14 protein-coding genes are annotated in these 18,725 nt (G+C 62.0%); 12 read left to right on the forward strand and 2 right to left on the reverse strand.

Annotated elements, in window-relative coordinates:
- Positions 1-2,712 carry a YhgE/Pip domain-containing protein gene (locus KSX58_RS03215; RefSeq protein ID WP_080863076.1) on the reverse strand — a complete coding sequence of 904 codons (2,712 nt, stop codon included), beginning with the start codon at positions 2,710-2,712 and terminating at the stop codon, positions 1-3.
- A gap of 308 nt (positions 2,713-3,020) precedes the next feature.
- On the opposite strand from KSX58_RS03215, the gene fbaA reads away from it, so the two are divergent.
- The 11 genes from fbaA to KSX58_RS03270 all read left to right on the forward strand — a co-directional run bounded on the left by fbaA (position 3,021) and on the right by KSX58_RS03270 (position 16,522).
- Positions 3,021-4,088, forward strand: a complete 1,068-nt coding sequence (gene fbaA, locus KSX58_RS03220) for a class II fructose-bisphosphate aldolase (protein ID WP_011742616.1) — start codon at positions 3,021-3,023, stop codon at positions 4,086-4,088.
- 185 nt (positions 4,089-4,273) lie between these two features.
- Positions 4,274-5,560, forward strand: a complete 1,287-nt coding sequence (locus tag KSX58_RS03225; protein WP_085379203.1) for an adenylosuccinate synthase — start codon at positions 4,274-4,276, stop codon at positions 5,558-5,560.
- A gap of 262 nt (positions 5,561-5,822) precedes the next feature.
- Positions 5,823-7,334 carry a ClC family H(+)/Cl(-) exchange transporter gene (locus KSX58_RS03230; protein WP_229060181.1) on the forward strand — a complete coding sequence of 504 codons (1,512 nt, stop codon included), beginning with the start codon at positions 5,823-5,825 and terminating at the stop codon, positions 7,332-7,334.
- 215 nt (positions 7,335-7,549) lie between these two features.
- Entirely contained in the window at positions 7,550-8,617 is a 1,068-nt protein-coding gene (locus KSX58_RS03235; protein ID WP_217735775.1) for a CrcB family protein, read from the forward strand.
- Positions 8,617-9,003 carry a CrcB family protein gene (locus KSX58_RS03240; RefSeq protein WP_021913524.1) on the forward strand — a complete coding sequence of 129 codons (387 nt, stop codon included), beginning with the start codon at positions 8,617-8,619 and terminating at the stop codon, positions 9,001-9,003. The genes KSX58_RS03235 and KSX58_RS03240 overlap by 1 nt, the downstream gene beginning before the upstream one ends.
- A gap of 133 nt (positions 9,004-9,136) precedes the next feature.
- Entirely contained in the window at positions 9,137-10,579 is a 1,443-nt protein-coding gene (locus tag KSX58_RS03245) for a carboxypeptidase regulatory-like domain-containing protein (RefSeq protein WP_217735776.1), read from the forward strand.
- A 3-nt stretch (positions 10,580-10,582) separates the two neighbouring features.
- Positions 10,583-11,566, forward strand: coding sequence for a branched-chain amino acid ABC transporter permease (locus KSX58_RS03250; RefSeq protein ID WP_003807330.1), 984 nt, complete (start codon positions 10,583-10,585; stop codon positions 11,564-11,566).
- Positions 11,559-12,590: an ABC transporter ATP-binding protein gene (locus tag KSX58_RS03255; RefSeq protein WP_003807332.1), complete on the forward strand. Its 1,032-nt coding sequence runs from the start codon at positions 11,559-11,561 to the stop codon at positions 12,588-12,590. The genes KSX58_RS03250 and KSX58_RS03255 overlap by 8 nt, the downstream gene beginning before the upstream one ends.
- Positions 12,591-12,645: 55 nt before the next feature.
- On the forward strand, positions 12,646-13,401 hold the full coding sequence (locus tag KSX58_RS03260) for an ABC transporter ATP-binding protein (protein ID WP_237976405.1): 756 nt from the start codon (positions 12,646-12,648) through the stop codon (positions 13,399-13,401).
- A gap of 367 nt (positions 13,402-13,768) precedes the next feature.
- Positions 13,769-15,055 (forward strand): ABC transporter substrate-binding protein, encoded by a 1,287-nt coding sequence (locus KSX58_RS03265; RefSeq protein ID WP_039774603.1) that lies wholly within the window; start codon positions 13,769-13,771, stop codon positions 15,053-15,055.
- Between the two features lie 381 nt (positions 15,056-15,436).
- A complete protein-coding gene (locus KSX58_RS03270) occupies positions 15,437-16,522 on the forward strand; it encodes a LacI family DNA-binding transcriptional regulator (protein ID WP_003807340.1) in 1,086 nt (361 codons plus the stop codon).
- Positions 16,523-16,582: 60 nt separating this feature from the next.
- Here the strand turns inward: KSX58_RS03270 and KSX58_RS03275 are convergent, their stop codons facing one another.
- Positions 16,583-17,536, reverse strand: a complete 954-nt coding sequence (locus KSX58_RS03275; RefSeq protein WP_085382256.1) for an aminodeoxychorismate lyase — start codon at positions 17,534-17,536, stop codon at positions 16,583-16,585.
- A gap of 304 nt (positions 17,537-17,840) precedes the next feature.
- Between KSX58_RS03275 and KSX58_RS03280 the strand changes: the two genes are divergently transcribed.
- Positions 17,841-18,653: a putative hydro-lyase gene (locus KSX58_RS03280; protein ID WP_003807345.1), complete on the forward strand. Its 813-nt coding sequence runs from the start codon at positions 17,841-17,843 to the stop codon at positions 18,651-18,653.
- Positions 18,654-18,725: the final 72 nt, after the last annotated feature.

The following is an 18,725-nucleotide window of genomic DNA, read 5'->3' on the forward strand; positions in this document are numbered from 1 at the left end:
TCACTGTTCGTTCCCCTCCTCACGCAGACTCCTGCCAGCATTTCCGTCCGTGTTTCCAGCCGCATACTCAGCCGCATGTTCAGGCGCATGTCCGGCCGAACCACCATGCGCAGCCTCATACAGCCTCGTACGTACGGCATGCATCGGCTTGTAATGCATGCCCGGCCGGAACAGCAGGTTCTCGTGCAGGATCGCGCTGCGGAACTCTTCCGCACTCATCGCTTCCTCGCCCAGATAATTCGCATACCGTTCGCGCAGATACTCCACCACGATGAGATACGTGTCGATGGCGATGATCGAAATGATCCAACCGAGCAGCATGGCGAGCTTCATGCGCGTGATGAATAGCAATAGCAGGAACACGAACGGCAGTACCGCCAGCGCGAGGAATCCCCAACGCACCAGGCGCGGGTACAGGCGGAAGAAATGAATCGCCCGTCTGCGGGCGAGTTCGGGGAACTCCTCGGCGATCTGCTGCGCGGTCTCGGTGAGCCGCAACGGTTCCACCGTGCCTTCGTTATGTTCGGTGATCATCAGATCAGTGTCCGCCAGACGGTTGTCGAACAGGCGGTTGAGGTTCAACGCCAGCTTGCGGACCACCAAGCCGATGAACAGCGCCACAGGCAGATACCAGAACAGCGAGAGCATGTCGATCCAATAATGGTTGGCATACATGCCGCCGATCGGCCCGCGCATCGCGTTGATGCCGTAGGTGAACGGTAGGAACGGTTTCAGACGGCGGAAGAATTCCGGCATCATCTCGATGGGGTAGAGGCCTGCCGCGCCCGGAATCTGGATGATCACCAGAATCACGGCGACGGCCTTGCCGATATGCCGGAACGCCACGGCGAGCGCGTAAATGATGTTCACGTAGACGAACGAGGCGAAAATGCCGGCGAGGATGAACAGGAACGGATGCTCGCATTGGATGCCCAGCGCGAGATCGCCGATCGTGGCGATGATCGCCTGCAGGAATCCGACCGTGACGAACAGCAGCCAACGGCCCATATAGCCTTGGCGTGGCGTGTACATGCGGATCTTCTCATCGCGGTCCACTTCAAGCTTGTAGATCGCGACGAGCACGAATCCGCCGACCCACAGCGCAAGATTCGTGTAGAACGGCGTGACCGCGGAACCATAGTTTTTGACCGGGTAGAGGACCTGTTCGTCCAAATGCACCGGCTCGCCCACGAACGAGCCGACCTCGCTCGCGTCAAGTCCGAGCGCTTGGGAAAGCTGCTGGAACATCGCCGAACTGCTCAACGCGGCCACATCGGTGCGCGTGGTGTTGAGCTGTTTGGCGAGATTGGCGAGCTGTGTCTGCGTGCCAGCAATGGTGGTGTTCGTTTGGGTCACGGTGCGCGACAACTGGTCGAGCAGCCCGTTGCCCTGTTCCAGCGTGCTTTGCAGCGTGGTAAGCGTGCCGGACAGCGACCCATTGGCCAGGCTGAGTGTATCGAGCCCGGTGTTGAGATTCGGCATGACCGTGCCGGTGATGGTCGTGCGTGCGCTCGCCATCGACGCCGTGCCGTTCTTCGCCAGCGTGGTGACATCGTCGTTGAACCCGTTCGCGGTGTTCTTCCCCGCGTTGATCGCAGCCGTGGTGTCCTGATCGAAGGCGTCGATGCGCTGCTGCTGGAACGTCAGCTGTTTGCGGGCTTCGGCGAGCTGCGCGGAAAGATCCTTATACGTTTGGCTGTTCGGATCCAGCTGGCTGGCCTGCAACGCCTTCTCCACGTCGTCGAGCACATTGCCGGTGGTGGTGTTGACGTGATGCATGGTGCTGGACACTTGGTCGAGCGCGTCCTGCGTGGTGTTCAGTCCGCTGAGCACGGTGCCGGTGGCATTGCTCACGTTGACCTGCAGGCCGGACAGTTGCGTGCTGCCGTTGTCGAGCGCTCCGACCAGCGTGTTCGAGAATCGTTCGGTTTGTGTGCGCGTCTCGCTCAGCAAGTCGGACGCCTTGCCGACGGTGTCAAGCGAGTTGGTGATTTCCGAGGCGAGCGCGATGTTGGACTGTTTGGCCGAATCGATGGTGGTGAGGGCCTTGTCGAGCGTGGAGCGGGTGTCGCGCAGCTGCTGTTGGACGGTTTCGAGCTGGTTGATGGTGTCGGTCAGATCGTTGACGACGTCGCTTTGCGCGCTTTTCACGCTGCCGGTGGTTTCTCCCGCTGCCTCCTTCACTTCCTTTGCCACGGCGTCGGCCACGCTGGAAACGAAAGTGGTGTTGATCTGCTCGTCGATCGTGGTCGCGCCCGTATCGGTGATTTTCGGCGCGATCGCGTTCAGCTTTTCGTTGATGTAGTACGTGATCGACGGTCGGTCGCCTTTACCGGTGACGGTGCCGATTAGTCTGGAGCTGAAGTCTTCCGGCAGTACGATCGCCGCATAGTATTTGCCGGATTCCACGCCTTCGATGGCTTGCTGCTTGGGAACGAAACGCCAGCCGAGCTGATGGTTCTTCTTAAGCTGGTTGACGGTCTGCTGGCCAGCGTCGAGATGGCCGACCAGCGTGGAGGTTGTGCCCTTGTCCTCGTTCGCCACAGCGACTTGGATGTTGCCCGTGTTCGCGTACGGGTCCCAGTTGGCGAGGATATTGCACCATGCGTACAGTGATGGGATGATGGCCACACCCAGCGTGACGACGAGCGCCACGGGGTTCTTCAGAATGCGTTTCACGTCTCGAAGGAAGATGGCGAAAACCTGGTGCATCAAGCCTCCTCGCGGGTATTGGTCGCAACATCTACGTGCGGCGGCATGCCCGTGCGGGAACACCCGGTTGGGCTCTTCGTCGCGCGATCCGGTGGACATTCTATGACTTCCGATGGAACGATCGCAATGGTTTCGCCATGTTTATTGGTCGGTCCCGCAAGTGTCGGGATATGAGACGAAAACGCTCGGCATATGGCTCTAGTGGGGCGGGCGACCTGGATATGGAGCGGACGGTCGGGAAAACGGAAAGGAAAGATGGCGAATGTTGTCACATGACAAGTGGGATAGGGTTGGGCGATAATGGAGGCATGACTATTGCAACGCCGGAACGTTATGCGCAAATGCTGGACGCCGCACGCCGCGGCGGTTACGCCTATCCCGCGATCAATGTGACCAGCACGCAGACCCTGAACGCCGCACTCCAGGGTTTCGCCGAGGCGGAATCCGATGGCATCATCCAAGTCTCCGTAGGCGGCGCCGCCTACTTCTCCGGGCAACGCGTCAACGACCGCGTCACCGGCTCGCTTGCCTTCGCAGCCTTCGCGCACGAAGTCGCGGCGAAATACCCCAACATCACCATCGCCCTGCACACCGACCACTGCGCCAAACAGTATTTGGACGAATGGGTGCGCCTCTTGCTCGACCATGAAGTCGAACAGGTGAAGCACGGTCAGGAACCGACCTTCCAGTCACACATGTGGGACGGTTCCACAGTGCCGCTGGATGAAAACCTCGACATCGCAGAAGAACTGCTCGACAAATCCCAAGCCGCGCACACCGTGCTGGAAATCGAAATCGGCGCGGTCGGTGGCGAAGAAGACGGGCACAGCGCCGAAATCAATGACAAACTGTATTCCACGCCCGCGCAAGGCATCACCGTCGCGCAACGACTCGGCCTCGGCGAGCGCGGACGCTACATGGCCGCCTTCACCTTCGGCAACGTGCACGGCGCATACAAACCGGGCGTGGTGAAACTGCGCCCCGAACTGCTCGACGAAATCCAGACCACGGTCGCGCTCGCGATCAAGGCCGGCGAAATGCCCGACCCCGCGCACTCGCTGGATGTCGCTCCCGGTAAGCCGTTCGCCCTGGTGTTCCACGGCGGTTCCGGCTCCGCGCCGGAGGAGATCGCGCAGGCCGTGAGCTACGGCGTGGTGAAGATGAACATCGACACCGATACGCAGTACGCATTCAGCCGTGCGGTGGCCGGTCACATGTTCTCCAACTATGATTCGGTGCTCAAAATCGACGGTGAGGTGGGCAACAAGAAGCTGTACGATCCGCGATCCTGGGGTCGTGAAGCTGAATCCGCGATGGCCGCGCGTGTGGTCGAAGCATGCAAGCAGCTCGGCAGTGCCGGGCGCGCGCTGAACTAGCCAACGGTCTTTCGAACTGTTTTCGGGCGTTTTCTGGTCTGTTTTTCGGACCGGTTGCAATCCGATTACGGTCGGTCCGGAGCCGTGAGCATCCCTCAGACCCGGTAGAGGGTGAAGAGTAACCTTTGTAAGGCTTTAGGCGCAAGGCTTAAGGCAGAATCGCGTACGCACGGAGGTGCAACAACATGCCTGGAATTGTTTTGATCGGTGCCCAGTGGGGAGACGAGGGCAAAGGCAAGGCAACGGATCTGATCGGCACGAAGGTCGACTACGTCGCCCGTTTCAACGGCGGCAATAACGCTGGCCATACTGTGGTCGTCGGCGACGAATCGTATGCGCTGCACCTGCTGCCGTCCGGCATCATCAGCCCCAACACCACCCCCGTCATCGGCAACGGCGTCGTCGTCGATCCGGAAGTGCTGTTCCAGGAGATCGACGGCCTTGAAAGCCGTGGCGTGGACTGCTCCCGACTGCTGGTGAGCGAAAGCGCGCACATCATCGCCCCGTATCACCGCGTGCTCGACAAGGTGACCGAACGCTTCCTCGGCAAGCACAAGATCGGCACCACCGGCCGTGGCATCGGCCCGGCATACGCCGACAAGATCAACCGCGTGGGCATCCGCGTGCACGACCTGTTCAACGCGGAGCACCTGCATGACAAGGTCGAGGCCAGCCTGCATCAGAAGAACCAGATGCTCGTCAAGCTGTACAACCGTCGCCCGATCGACGTGGACGAGACCACCGACGAGCTGCTCAAGCTCGGCGAACGCCTGAAGCCGTACGTGGCCAACACCTCCCTGGTGCTCAACAAGGCGCTCGACGAGGGTAAGACCGTGCTGTTCGAAGGCGGCCAGGCCACCATGCTCGACGTGGACCACGGCACCTACCCGTTCGTGACTTCCTCCAACCCGACCGCCGGCGGCGCCTGCACCGGCACCGGCGTTGGCCCGACCAAGATCACCCGCGTGGTCGGCGTCTCCAAGGCGTATGTGACCCGCGTGGGCGAAGGCCCGTTCCCGACCGAACTGTTCGGCGAGGACGGCGAATGGCTGCGCGCCCAAGGCCACGAGTACGGCGTGACCACCGGTCGCCCGCGTCGCTGCGGTTGGTTCGACGCGGTCGTCAACCGTTACGCGGCCCAGGTCAACGGCCTGACCGACATCGTGCTCACCAAGCTCGACGTGCTCACCGGCCTCAAGGAAATCCCGCTGTGCGTGGCGTACGACGTCAACGGCGAGCGTCGCGACGATATGCCGACCGACCAGGCCGAGTTCGCCGCCGCGAAGCCGATTTACGAGTCCATGCCGGGTTGGGACGAGGACATTTCCCAGGTCCATGACTTCAACGATCTGCCGAAGACCTGCCAGGATTACGTCAAGCGTCTTGAGGAACTGTCCGGCTGCCGCATTTCCGTGATCGGCACCGGCCCGCAGCGCGACCACATCATCCAGATCAACTCGCTGATCGACTGAAGCTGATTCGGCTGATTCGTCGATATGAACGTCGGTAACGAACGTCAATGACAAGTGCCGGTGGGCCTGTGCCTGCCGGCACTTTGCGTATGGTGCGTGCGATGGCGTGCGCGTATGACGCACACCGCATACACACCGACGGGTGCGCGGCGGAGGAACGGAAAAGGGGAGTGCGATGACTGCAATGCCGCCTAACGACAGGTTCGACAGGTTTGACAGGTTCAGCAAACTGGTCCCGCGATTCGACCACCTGAAATGGAAGATGGCCGCTGCCGGCATTCTCGTCGGCCTGATTTCCGGCTTCCTCGTCGTCCTCTACCGTCTCGGCATCGAATACGGCACCGACACCGCGCGCTGGATCTACGCGCGCATCCGCGAAACCCCGTGGCTGGTCGCACCGTGGGCGGTCGCCGCAATCGCAGCCGCGCTCGCCATCGCATGGATGGTCAAAAAAGAGCCGATGGCCGGCGGCAGCGGCATTCCGCAAACCAACGGCGTGGTGATCTGCGGCCTGAAAATGCGATGGCAGACGATTCTGCCGGTTCGCTTCATCGGAGGCCTGCTCGGATCGCTCTTCGGCCTCTCGCTCGGCCGCGAAGGACCGTCCATCCAAATCGGCGCATCGGGCGCGCAGTTCTTATCGCACCGGCTGCGCGGCAAGAAACGTGAGGACGTGCAGGAGCATTATCTGGTCACCGCCGGTGCCGCGGCCGGCCTGTCCGCCGCGTTCAGCGCACCGCTGTCCGGCATGATGTTCGCTTTGGAAGGGGTGCATCGCAGTTTTTCGCCCGCGATTCTGATGGGCGCCACCGCCGCGTCCCTGACCGCCGATTTCGTATCGAAATACTGTTTCGGCCTGCGTCCGGTGCTTGACTTCGGCACCATCGGCCAACTGCCGCTCGGCGAATACGGGTGGCTGATTCCGCTGGGATTGGTGGCCGGTTTGGTTGGTTCGCTGATGAACCGTTCGCTGCTCGGCTTCCAAACGCTGTACGGCAAGCTTCCCGCATGGAGCCGCCCTTTGATCGCGATCGCACTCGCGCTGCCAATCGGCATTTGGCTGCCTGACGTGCTCGGCGGCGGCTCGAACCTGATCGCCATGGCCGAGCATGCGCGCGTCGGCTTGGGCATGCTGTGCGTGCTGTTCGTGGCGAAAGTGCTGTTCACCTCCACCAGCTTCGGTTCAGGCGCTCCCGGCGGCATTTTCATGCCGATTCTCGCGGTTGGCTCACTCGCCGGCGGTATCTGCGGCGAGACGTTGCACCAGTTCGGCAACCTGCCGTCCGATTCCGTGGCGATTTTCTCGGTATGCGTGATGACGGGCACGCTGGCCGCGTCCGTGAAAACACCGATCACGTCGATTCTGCTGGCCGTGGAAATGTCCGGCACGTTGACGCACATGCTGCCGGTCGCCGCCGTCGCGTTCATCGCATTGCTCGTCTCCGACCTGCTGCGTACGAAACCGATCTACGGCGAGCTGCTGGAACGGTACATGCGCGCGCAAGGCGGCACGACGGCAATCGCCAATCGCATCGACAACGGCATCATGGAACTGCCTGTGGAAATGGGAGCGACCGCGGACGGCAAGCTGATGCGTGACGTGCGCTGGCCGTACGGCTGTCTGGTGATTGGCCTGCGTCGCGGCGAACGGCAGATCGTGCCGCATGGCGATACGCGGCTGCGTGCCGGCGACTATCTGGTCGTGCTGTTCAGCGGCGAGGACGAAAGCGACGCACGGCATGCGATGCGGCGGCTGTGCGACGTGTCCGTCTGACGCGGCCGTACCGTCTTCCATAACCATTCGTAGACGTCTAGGGCCACCCGAAGTTATCCACAGTTATCCACCGAATCGGACATGTTCGATGTTTGGTTGCAACGCACGTGTAGACTCGTACAAGGTTAGGAAGACGGCACCTGCGGCCAGCTCGTTGCCGTATGGCTGGGGCGGAACGACGCTGTCCGCGGAAAGCCAAGTACAAGGGGAACGTGATGGAATCGCAAGAACAACGGGCGGCAGACTCGCCAAACGCGGGTGATGAGCCGAATCCCGCCACACAGTCGATCGACGTCGCCGAAGTGGCGCGCGCGGATGTGCGCCCGTCCGGTGCCGCCGCATCCAAGCATCCGCCGCAGATTCCGCTCGCGCCGATGAAACGCATGCAGGCGCGATTCAACCCTCTTGCCGATGGTCTGATGTATCTCGTGGTGTTCGTCGGCGGCTTCGTCGGCGTCGGGTTCCGTCGTGCCACGGACCTGCTGCTGCCGTCGGTGAACGGTTCGCCGTTCGTGGTGGGCACGTTCGTGTCGAATATGCTCGCCTGCTTCCTGTTTGCGATGCTGACCGAATACATGGCGACCGCGTCGTGGCTGCGCCGCAGGGTGCGGCAGGTCGTCAGCCGTGGCGTCGGGCTTGGTTTGCTTGGCGGACTGTCGACGATGTCCGGCGTGATGTTGGAAACCATGGAAGGCATGCGCGAGCAGCGTTTCGGCAGCGCGCTCGGCTATCTTGCGGGAAGTTTCGCTGGCGGTCTGATCGCGGCCGCGGTTGGCGTGGCGCTGATGCAGGCGTTGCTGGCGCGCGGCACACGCAAGCGGGTCCGTAACGCGATCGCCGATGCCTCCACGGCTTCCGTATCCTCAATGTCCGATTCGGGCGATTCGGACGCGTACGGCATCGTGCAGGACGTCCAGATGACCGACACTGCAGTATCGGCTACGCAGAGTGTTACGCAGACGGTCCCCATGGCCGATTCGGGTGAATCGGACGTGCCGGCCGCGCAAAATGTGCAGAACAACGTGCCGGACGCGCAGGGCGTGCGCCACGTGAAGGTGGCGGATGCGGCGCATTCGGCCGCGCAGGCCGCGTTGGAGGCCGCGCAGGCGGCACAGCAGGCGGCCCAGGTCGCCCAGCAGGTCGCGCAGACCGGGCAGGTGCCGAAAATCGAATCGCAGCCGCAGCCATCGCAACCCGTCGCACCTCTGCCCAGCTTCGAACCCAAGCCGGTCACCGCGGAAATCCCGCTCGTCGCCGACCCGACCACAGGAGAGGTGCGCTGATGACCTGGATGATCTGCCTGTTCGGCGGCATCGGCGCCATGGCCCGTTATGTGCTTGACGTGTCGATCCAACGCAGCTGGAACCGTGACGGCAACCATAGCTTCCCCCTGGCCACGCTCGTCATCAACGGCGTCGCCTCCCTGTGCGCCGGCATCGCCATGATGTCGTACTATGCGCAGTCGGTGGATATGGGCACGGTAATGACGTTCGTTGTGGGGTTCCTCGGCGGATTCTCAACATTCTCGTCGGCGATCAACGAGGTGCTGTCGCTGATTCGCAAACGCCGTTTCGCCATGGCCCTGGGCTATGGCGCTGCCACGGTCGCGGTGCCGCTCGCCTGCGTGGCGCTCGGATTCGGCATCGCCATGCTGGGCGGCCACGCATAGCTGTCACCGGCTCGGCCGCGCGTAATTTTCACGTTACACGGGCGGTCATCGGGTAACGCTCAGGAAATCTGAGCGCAACCGCGCGAGCTGTTTCCTCTCCTACGTTGTGAAAACAACAAGAGAGGAAAAACCTATGACAGCCGTAACGTATCTCACACGGCATCGTCGACCGGGAATCGTCATACTCTGTTCGATTGTCGCCGTTCTCTCGATGCTTTTCGTACTCCCTCCCGCCATCGCGTCCGCAGCCGATTCCGGCGCGCAGGCCGTCGATGAATGCAATCCGACCGCCAGCAACGGCTGCGTCAACGGTATCCTGCAGGACGCCGACAAGAAGCCGATTGCCGACGTCACCATCACGCTGTCCGGCAAGGCAACCGCGGAAACCAAAACCGCGGCGGACGGCAAATGGGCCTTCTCCGTTGCCGATGACGGCGATTACACCGTCACCATCGACGCGTCCGTTGCGAAAGAGCACGGCCTGAAGGCAAGCAGCGCGACGGTGACGATCAAGAAAGCCAGCTTCGACAAGCAGCGCGGCGTTGTCCGATTCGACCAGGCGGGCGATTCCGCCGGCAGCGGCACGTCCGGCACGTCCGGATCGTCCGGCTCGGCAAACGGCACGAAAGGCGCGACCGGCACATCCGGATTGACGGCGGCCACGCAATCGCCAGTCAAAAAAGACGGCTCCAATGTCGGCAAACGCATCTGGCAGCAACTGTATTCCGGCATTATCTTCGGCCTGATGCTGGGCCTCATGTCCGTCGGCATGAACCTCGTCTACGGCACCACCGGCCTGCAGTCGTTCTCACACGGCGAACAGGTGACGCTCGGCGGCCTCATGGCATACGTCGGCACGCAGATGCTGCACATGCCGCTCATCGCCTCCGCCATCTTCGCCATCGTCATCGGCGCGCTGACCGGCTTCATCCAAAACGAAATCGTCTGGGGGCCGCTGCGCAGACGCCACGTCGGCACCATGCAGCAGATGATCGTCACCATCGGCCTGTCCATGGCGTTGCAGTACACGTTCCAGTTCTTCTTCGGTGGCGACATCAAAGGCATCGTCAAATCGGTGCCGGACAGCTTCCAGCTCGGACCGATTACCACCGACATGCCGACGCTGGTCTCCGCGCTCATCGCCATCTGCGTGATCGTCGGCGTCACCCTGTTCCTCTACAAGACGCGACTCGGCCGCGCCACACGAGCCGTGTCCGACAACGCGGCGCTCGCCGCAGCATCCGGTATCAACGTGGATCAGGTGGTCCGCGTGGTCTGGATCCTCTCGTGCGCGATGGCAGCCCTGTCCGGCGTGCTGCTCGGCGTCTACCTGAACGGCATCTCCTGGAACACCGGCGCGACCCTGATCCTGCTGATGTTCGCCGCGGTGACGCTCGGCGGCCTCGGCACCGCCAACGGCGCGTTGATCGGCTCGCTGGTCATCGGCATCGTGGCGGACATGAGCTCGCTCGTCATCCCCAACGATATGCGTTACGCCAGCGCGCTGGCAATCCTCATCATCGTTCTGCTGGTGCGCCCGCAGGGCATCTTCGGCAAGCAGCAAAGGGTGGGCTGATCCATGGACATCATGACAATCATCTCCAACGCGGCGGGCGAGCTGATCGCCCCGACCACAGCGGCGTACGTACTCGCCGCCATCGGTTTGAACATTCACTTCGGCATGACGGGCCTTATGAACATGGGCCAGGCCGGTTTCATGCTCCTCGGCGCGTACGGATTCGCCATCACGCAGTCGATGGGCTGCAACCTGTTCGCCTCCGTATGCGCGGCGCTCGCGCTCGCGGTCATCTACGCGCTGCTGCTGGGCATTCCGACGCTGAAACTCGGACCCGACTATCTGGCCATGGTCACATTGGCCGCCGCGGAAATCATCCGCATCATCGGCAGATCGACGGCCATGACGAACTTCACCGGCGGTTCCGCGGGCATCTCGCCGCAGGACTTCACCGAGAAATTCGAATCGCTTTCGCCGCTGCCGGACGGTTCGACCACGTTCCTGCTGTGGACGTACAGCAACAACATCGCCAACTCCTGGTGGCTGCGCATCGTGGCATGGGTTTTGGTGGTGATCGCGGCGCTGCTGTGCTGGCGCTGGTTCCACTCGCCGTGGGGCCGCATGCTCAAGGGCATCCGCGAGGACGAGAACGCGATCCGTTCTCTCGGCAAGCCGGTGACGCGATACAAGATGGAATCGCTGATTCTGGGCGGCCTGTTTGGCGCGATCGCCGGCATCATCTTCGTCCTGCCGCGTTCCGTACAGCCCGATTCGCTCGGCCGCACCGTCACCTTCTACGTGTGGACGATTCTGCTGCTGGGCGGCGCGGCCACGATTCTCGGCCCGGTGCTTGGCTCCTGCGTGCTGTGGGTGCTGCTCACCTTCGTCAAGGAGGTCATGCGCAACACCGTTCCCGAAACCCTCATCTCTTCCAACCAGATCGAAGCCCTCGGCTGGGTGATCGTCGGCGTGGCGCTGATGTGCCTGGTGATCTTCAGACCACAAGGCCTGTTGGGCGACCGAAAGGAGTTGGCTTTCCATGCCTGAACCAACGAATTCTCCGACCACTGGCGTGCAGCCGGCCACGCAACCCGCAACCGGCGTGCAACCCGTATCCGGTGTGCAGCCCGGCGTACCATTCCAGGACCTCACCAAGTGGGCCACCAAAGCTCCGGAAGGCGAGACCCTCATCTCCACCGCCTATCGCGACAAAGTCACCGACGATCTGAAATTCGTCGAAAACAAGCCGGGTGTGCACAAGCCCGACCCGATCCTCGTGGCCGACAACGTGACCCGCAAATTCGGCGGCATGACCGCCGTGGACGTGAGCCACTTCGAAATCGAACGGCACGGCATCACCGCGCTGATCGGACCGAACGGCGCCGGCAAAACCACGTTCTTCAACCTGATGACCGGCTTCGATACGCCGAACACCGGCACCTGGCAGTTCGACGGCAAGGACATGGCCCACGTGCAGCCCGAAAAAGTGGCGCGCATGGGCATGGTCCGCACCTTCCAGCTGACCAAGGTGATGAGCCGTCTGACCGTGCTCGACAACATGCTCCTCGGTGCCCCCGTGCAGCCGGGCGAAGGCATGTTCCGCGCGCTGTTCCCCGGCATGTGGAGGAAGCAGGAGCAGGCGAACATCGAAAAAGCCGAGGCGCTGCTGGAACGCTTCCTGCTGATCAAAAAGAAGGACGATTACGCCGGCGCGCTTTCCGGCGGCCAACGCAAGCTGCTGGAAATGGCACGAGCGCTGATGTCCGACCCGAAACTGGTCATGCTGGACGAGCCGATGGCCGGCGTGAACCCCGCGCTGAAACAGTCGCTGCTCGACCACATCATGGCGTTGCGCGAGGAAGGCACCACAGTGCTGTTCGTCGAACACGACATCAACATGGTGAGACACATCGCCGACTGGGTCACCGTGATGGCGGAAGGCAAGATCGTGGCCGAAGGCCAACCGAAGAGCGTGATGAACGATCCGGCCGTGATCGACGCATACCTGGGCGCCCACGCGAACGTGGACCTGGGCGACGATTCCGTGCTGGAAGACCTGAAGGAGGCCTGAAATGAGCGACATCGCAAGCGTGGCCGACGAGCCGCTGACCCGCGCGCAGATCCACATGGGCGAGCCCGAAGGCGAACCGTTGCTCGACGCGGTCGATTTGGTGGCCGGATACATTCCCGGCGTGAACATCCTGAACGACGCATCCCTGACCCTGCATGAAGGCGAGATCGTCGGCATCATCGGCCCGAACGGCGCAGGCAAATCCACCCTGCTCAAATCATTGTTCGGCCTGGTGCACATCCACTCCGGCAAGCTGCTGCTGAAAGGCGAGGACATCACCAACCTGCGCGCCGACAAACTCGTCTCCCGTGGCGTCGGCTTCGTGCCGCAGACCGAAAACGTCTTCCCCAGCCTGACCATCGCGGAAAACCTGCACATGGGCGCGTTCCAAGCACCGAAACTGTTCAACGAACGCTTCGACTACGTGTGCTCCATCTTCCCCAAACTCGGCCAGCGCAAGAACCAGCTCGCCGGCCAGCTTTCCGGCGGCGAACGTCAGATGGTGGCCATGGCCCGAGCCCTCATGATGAAACCATCCGTCCTCCTGCTCGACGAGCCCTCCGCAGGCCTGTCCCCAATGCTCCAGGACGAGACCTTCATCCGCGTGCGCCAAGTCAACAAAGCCGGCGTATCCGTGGTCATCGTCGAACAGAACGCCCGCCGCTGCCTGCAGATCTGCGACCGCGGCTACGTCCTCGACCAAGGCCGCAACGCCTACTCCGGCAAGGGCCGCGACCTGATGAACGATCCGAAAGTCGTCTCCCTCTACCTGGGCAACCTGGAAGAAGAGGTTCAAGAGGAAGGAAGGTAGGACCCAGGAAATCGCGGAACGGAGCGTATACCGCCTTTCCTTGCCGCTCGACGTACGTTCGTACGCCTTCGGGCTCGGACGGCGGTCTCCGCACGCGTTCCGCGATTTCCCCCTATGATTCAAAATTCTCAATTCCGATTACCGCTGTTGGGACACTGCCCGACAGTGGCTTCGGCATGCCTGAAAACAAGCTCAAAACCTTGTGTTTCCAACAGTTTTCGGGCTTCACCTTCGGTTAACTTCACGCATACACATTCGGTTTCCTCGGCACTTATAGTGCGATTCAAGATGGTCGAGCAACACATCTCGATAATCGTCACCAAGGGTTCGGCAATCAGCGGAGCCAAGAGAGGAAACGGTGATTCAAATGAAGAAGATCAACATGAAGGGCATGAGGAAACTGTCCATCACAGCCACCGCCATGGTGGCCGCCGCAGTCATGGCGCTCGCCGGCTGCGGTTCGTCCGGCACGGCCGATTCGGCTGCGTCCGGCTCGTCCGGCAGCGCGAAATCCGATACGTTCATGGCGGCCGGCCTGTTCCCGCTGACCGGTTCCATGGCGTACCTCGGCCCCGCCAACATCGCCACCATGAAGCTCGCGCAGAAAGACATCAACGCGGCTGGCGGCGTGCTCGGCAAAGACATCGAAATCACGTCCGCCGACACGTCCGACGCGGACCATGCCGACCAGAACACGTCTTCCGCGCAGTCGGTGCTTGCCAAGAACCCGTCCGTCGTGGTCGGTCCGCCGTCCAGCTCCGTGGTCAAGAACACCTACAAGCAGGTCACGTCCGCCAAAGTGCCGATGATTTCTTCGGGCGCCACGTCCACGGCCTTCTCCGGCCTTAGCGACTACTTCTTCCGCACCATTCCGCCGGACACGGTGCAGGGTGCGGTCTTGGGCCAGATCATCGCACAGGATGGCGTGAAGAACCTCGCCATCGCGGTCTTCAACGACGAATACGGCACGTCCCTGCGTGACGTGGTCGTCAAAACCGTCGAAGACGCGGGCGTGAACGTCGTCTACGGCGAAAAGGACACGTTCGATCCGACCGAAACGAACTTCTCATCGATGGTCACGGCCATCAAGGCCACCAACCCCGACGCGACGCTCGTCATCGCCTTCGACCAGACCGTGCCGCTCGTCAAGGAGCTCGCCGCCCAAGGCCTCGACACCCATAAGCTGTACATGACCGACGGCAACACCGTCGACCATTCCGCCGACTTCGACGCGGGCCTGCTCAAGGGCTCCACCGGCACCATTCCAGGTGCCCACCCGACCGAGGAATTCCAGAAGAACGTCAAGTCCTTCAACGCCAAGATCACCGATTTCACGTACACCGCCGAAACGTATGACGCGATCGTGCTGGCCGCGCTCGCCGCGCAGAAGGGCGGCGCCACGGACGGTACGACCGTGCAGAAGAACCTTATGGCCGTCTCCGGCTCCACCAAGGGCAAGGAATGCGATTCCTACAAGGCTTGCCTCGCCCTGCTGAAGGACGGCAAGGAGATTCAGTACAAGGGCCAGACCTCCATCGGCGCGTTCAACGACGCGCATGATCCGAGCTCGGCTTCCATCGGCGTCTATAAGTACGACGCCGACAACAAGCCGGTCTTCGACCACTCCCAGGAAGGTTCCGTACCGAAGGCATGACGGTCGGTTCGTCCGTGGTGCGGACTGACGTGATGGCCGGACGTGACGACTGACGGCCAGGCCACGCAACGCAAGGGGCGGTGCGACGCAAGCGAGATGATCGCAAGTGTCGCACCGCCCCTTTTGCGGGCGGAACGCGTGTGGAGTACATGCGGAGCGTGCGTGGAAGATGCGTGGAACGCGTCGTGAAACATACGTCGTTCACGGGTGAAAAAGTGGATTTTTCGGGGGAATTGAAGAGGGGGAGGGCGTCTTTCGTCAATTGATAGTTCATATTGTGCGGACGATTGCAAAGAAACGTTACAGATGCATGTAAAATAACACATAATATCGCGATTTGTAAGGAAACATCCCGACGATGCGGGGGAGAGGTGTTGGGCAATGGTCGGCATGCGTGACGTGGCGAAAGAGGCCGGGGTTTCGCTGAGCACGGTTTCGCTAGTGGTCAACAAGACGGGCTACGTGTCCGACGACATGCGCGCGCGCGTCAAAGCCGCCATGAAAGAGCTCAATTACGTGCCCAACGAGCTGGCACGCAACCTGTACAAGAACCGCACGAACCTGGTCGGCGTGATCGTGCCGACCATCCGCCACCCCTTCTTTGCCACCCTTACCGCGCATCTGCAACGCGAGCTGGCCGCGCAAGGACTGCGCACCATGCTGTGCTCCACCGCCGACGCGGAAAACGGCGAGGTCGAATACGTGGACATGCTGCGCCGTCACATGATGGACGGCATCATCGTCTGCTCGCACACCACCCATCCGAACGATTACTGGACGTCCATCCACCGCCCCATCGTCGCCTTCGACCGTGTGCTGGGCGGCGGCATCGCGTCGATCGGCTCCGACCATGAGCAGGGCGGCCGGCTCATGGCGCACATGCTGGTCAACACCGGCGCGCACCACGTGGTGATGATCGGCGGCCCGCGCGACCAGTTCTTCGATTTGGCGGCGCGCAATGGAGACAGCCCGGACGATTTCGACCTGCACAAGACAACGTTCCCGGCCGTCCGCTACTACCTTACGTTGGAGCAGGAGCTGAAAGCGGCCGGCGTGCGGTACGAGTACGTCGAAGCCGGCAATGTGGAGGATTTCCAAGGGTATAAGAACGCGGTGAATGCTGTGCTCAACAGTATGCCGGTGGACGGCGTCGATGCCGTGGTCAGCTCCGATATCGGTGCCGCGCTTTGCGTGCGCGAAGCGATGCGGAGGCATATTTCGATTCCGCGCGACCTGCAGATCATCGCCTACGACGGCACGTATCTGACCGACCTGGCCGGTATGAAAATGACCGCGGTGGCGCAGAATTTCGACAAAATCGCGCAGGTCGCGGTCGGCAATATCGTTCGTGCGATCGCCAAGGAAGGGGATGCCAAGGCAGATACGACAAGCGCCACGGGACGCAAGCCGTACGAGCCGGACGTGCTGATTCCCGTGACGCGCAAACTGGGCGATACCACGCGCTAAGCGGGCCGTATCGCCCATCATTGGACGGGCCGTTTTACCTGCTAAGCGGGTCGTTTCGCCTTATTCGTAATCGCCGGTCGGACCGATCTTCAACGCGTCCTCGTGCGTGCGGCCCGAATGGATCGCATCGTTGATCGCCTGGATCTCCGTCGCATCCACGGCAAGTGCGCGCCCGTCGATCGCGCTGATCGGAATCGACCATCCGCCGTGCGTCATGTACAGGCTGTCCGCTTCGCGCAGCTCGGCGATCGGCAGCTTCCTGTACTCCGCCTTCTTGCCCTCTTCGAGCGCCCAGGCGAACATTTCGCGCTGTGATGTGCCGTTCAGAATACCGATGCGCGGGTCGGGCGTGACGAACGTATCGCCATAGCGTGCCACAATCGACGAATTCGGGCATTCCATCGTGTAGCCGTCCTCCGTGAACAGAATCGCGTCGCCGACGCCACGGCGGGCGCATTCGCGGTGCACGGCGCAGTTGAACGCGTAGCTCAGCGTCTTCGCGCCGTTGAGCAGCCACGGGGCGCGTGCGGTGATGTCCGACGGGTAGCCGCGCGTCATCGAAGCCATGGTGATCGGCTCCAGCGAATGCAGCGTGCCCTTCGCGTCAAGGAAGATGTAGACGGTCGGCGTGCGGTCGGCCGCCTTGCCCACGCCGGTGTCCGGATCGAGACCACGGGAGACGATGATGCGCAGCATCGGACCGGGTTCCGGATCGTCATACTGGTCGATGACCAGCTGGACCGCGCGGGTGAGCGCGGGAATGTTCGGCTCGGGCATGTCCACCAGGCGGGCGGAATTGGCGAGACGCTTCAGATGGTTCTCCAACGAAACCGGGAAACCCTTCCATACCGTGGTCGCTTCGAAAATGCCGTCGCCACGCAGTGCGCACAAATCGAACGCGTTGATGATGGGGCTTTCCGGATCGACGAAACGAACCAGATCCGCGTCGGGCGCCACGCCTGCGCCTCCGAATAGCGTCTTGCCGTTACCGACTGCCAGAACGATCGAACTCATGGGAACCTCTCTTCCGCGCTCCGCGTCTTTTGATTGCCGCTTTATTGCTGTTGCGCTGTTGTGTTGCGTCAGCGTTCGCGTGCGTCTTCGGCGTCCAACCTAACCATGGTTTGTTTCCACTTGGCACCGCCAATTTGCAATGCGGAAACATACGCGTCATGAATCGCGCGGCTTCCGTAACGTTCGGCGACCAAGGTGAGGGAAAGCGACTCTGAACGTCCGTTTCTGCGGAATCTGATTTCGGGGTTCGTCGGCAGTTCGTTCGGAAAAGGCCGGACGGCGGCCGACGGGAAAGGTGAGCGCAATGGTGGATGGGATGTCCGATATGGGAACAACCGAACTTGGCGCGGCGAGCACGCCCGAACAGGCGCGCGCCGCGTTCCGTGACGGCCTGGTCCGCCCGACCTGCGGCATCGCGCAAGGCTACGCGCAGGCGAATCTGATGATTCTGCCCAAGGAGCAGGCATTCGATTTTCTGCTGTTCGCGCAGCGCAATCCCAAACCCTGCCCGCTGCTGGAAGTGATGGAGCCGGGCGTCACCGCACTCGTCACCGCGCCGGGCGCCGACATCCGTACCGACGTGCCGTTGTACCGCGTGTGGAAGCGTGGCGAACTGGTAGCCGAAGTGCCCGATATTCGCGAGTATTGGCGATCCGATTTGGTCACGTTTGTGATTGGCTGCAGTTTCACATTCGAGTTTCCGCTGATGGAGGCGGGCGTGCCGGTGCGGCACATCACGGCAGGCCGCAACGTGCCGATGTACGACACGTCGATCGAGTGCCGTTCGGCCGGCGCGTTCCATTCGACGATGGTAGTGTCGATGCGTGGCATTCCGTCTACGCAGGTGGCCGACGCATGCCGGATTTCCGGCTATTACCCGTCCGTGCACGGTGCCCCCGTATGTGTGGGCGACCCGTCCGCGATCGGCATCGACGACATCATGCATCCCGACTATGGCGATGCCCCCGTGTTGGAGCCGGGCGATGTGCCGGTGTTCTGGGCGTGCGGCGTGACCCCGCAGGCCGCGGTGATGGCGTCCAAACCGGAATTCGCGATCACGCACGCGCCGGGGCACATGTTCATCACCAGCAAACGCGATTTGGAATACATGGTGTGAGGCCGAGCGGCAGGTTGCGGGGCGCGGCATGAGATGCGTGCTGCGGCGACTGCGGCAGAAGGAATGTTGCGG

This window comes from Bifidobacterium sp. MSK.17.10 (genome assembly GCF_019129655.1).
GTDB classification, from domain to species: domain Bacteria; phylum Actinomycetota; class Actinomycetes; order Actinomycetales; family Bifidobacteriaceae; genus Bifidobacterium; species Bifidobacterium adolescentis.

What these genes read in the sequence shown, in the direction of transcription:
- KSX58_RS03245 (WP_217735776.1), top strand. Translation starts at nt 9,137, where the DNA reads ATGACAGCCGTAACGTATCTCACACGGCATCGTCGACCGGGAATCGTC.
- KSX58_RS03270 (WP_003807340.1), top strand. Translation starts at nt 15,437, where the DNA reads ATGGTCGGCATGCGTGACGTGGCGAAAGAGGCCGGGGTTTCGCTGAGC.
- KSX58_RS03225 (WP_085379203.1), top strand. Translation starts at nt 4,274, where the DNA reads ATGCCTGGAATTGTTTTGATCGGTGCCCAGTGGGGAGACGAGGGCAAA.
- KSX58_RS03240 (WP_021913524.1), top strand. Translation starts at nt 8,617, where the DNA reads ATGACCTGGATGATCTGCCTGTTCGGCGGCATCGGCGCCATGGCCCGT.
- KSX58_RS03250 (WP_003807330.1), top strand. Translation starts at nt 10,583, where the DNA reads ATGGACATCATGACAATCATCTCCAACGCGGCGGGCGAGCTGATCGCC.
- KSX58_RS03230 (WP_229060181.1), top strand. Translation starts at nt 5,823, where the DNA reads ATGGCCGCTGCCGGCATTCTCGTCGGCCTGATTTCCGGCTTCCTCGTC.
- KSX58_RS03235 (WP_217735775.1), top strand. Translation starts at nt 7,550, where the DNA reads ATGGAATCGCAAGAACAACGGGCGGCAGACTCGCCAAACGCGGGTGAT.
- KSX58_RS03260 (WP_237976405.1), top strand. Translation starts at nt 12,646, where the DNA reads ATGGGCGAGCCCGAAGGCGAACCGTTGCTCGACGCGGTCGATTTGGTG.
- KSX58_RS03280 (WP_003807345.1), top strand. Translation starts at nt 17,841, where the DNA reads ATGGTGGATGGGATGTCCGATATGGGAACAACCGAACTTGGCGCGGCG.
- KSX58_RS03275 (WP_085382256.1), bottom strand. Translation starts at nt 17,536, where the DNA reads ATGAGTTCGATCGTTCTGGCAGTCGGTAACGGCAAGACGCTATTCGGA.
- KSX58_RS03215 (WP_080863076.1), bottom strand. Translation starts at nt 2,712, where the DNA reads ATGCACCAGGTTTTCGCCATCTTCCTTCGAGACGTGAAACGCATTCTG.
- KSX58_RS03265 (WP_039774603.1), top strand. Translation starts at nt 13,769, where the DNA reads ATGAAGAAGATCAACATGAAGGGCATGAGGAAACTGTCCATCACAGCC.
- fbaA (WP_011742616.1), top strand. Translation starts at nt 3,021, where the DNA reads ATGACTATTGCAACGCCGGAACGTTATGCGCAAATGCTGGACGCCGCA.
- KSX58_RS03255 (WP_003807332.1), top strand. Translation starts at nt 11,559, where the DNA reads ATGCCTGAACCAACGAATTCTCCGACCACTGGCGTGCAGCCGGCCACG.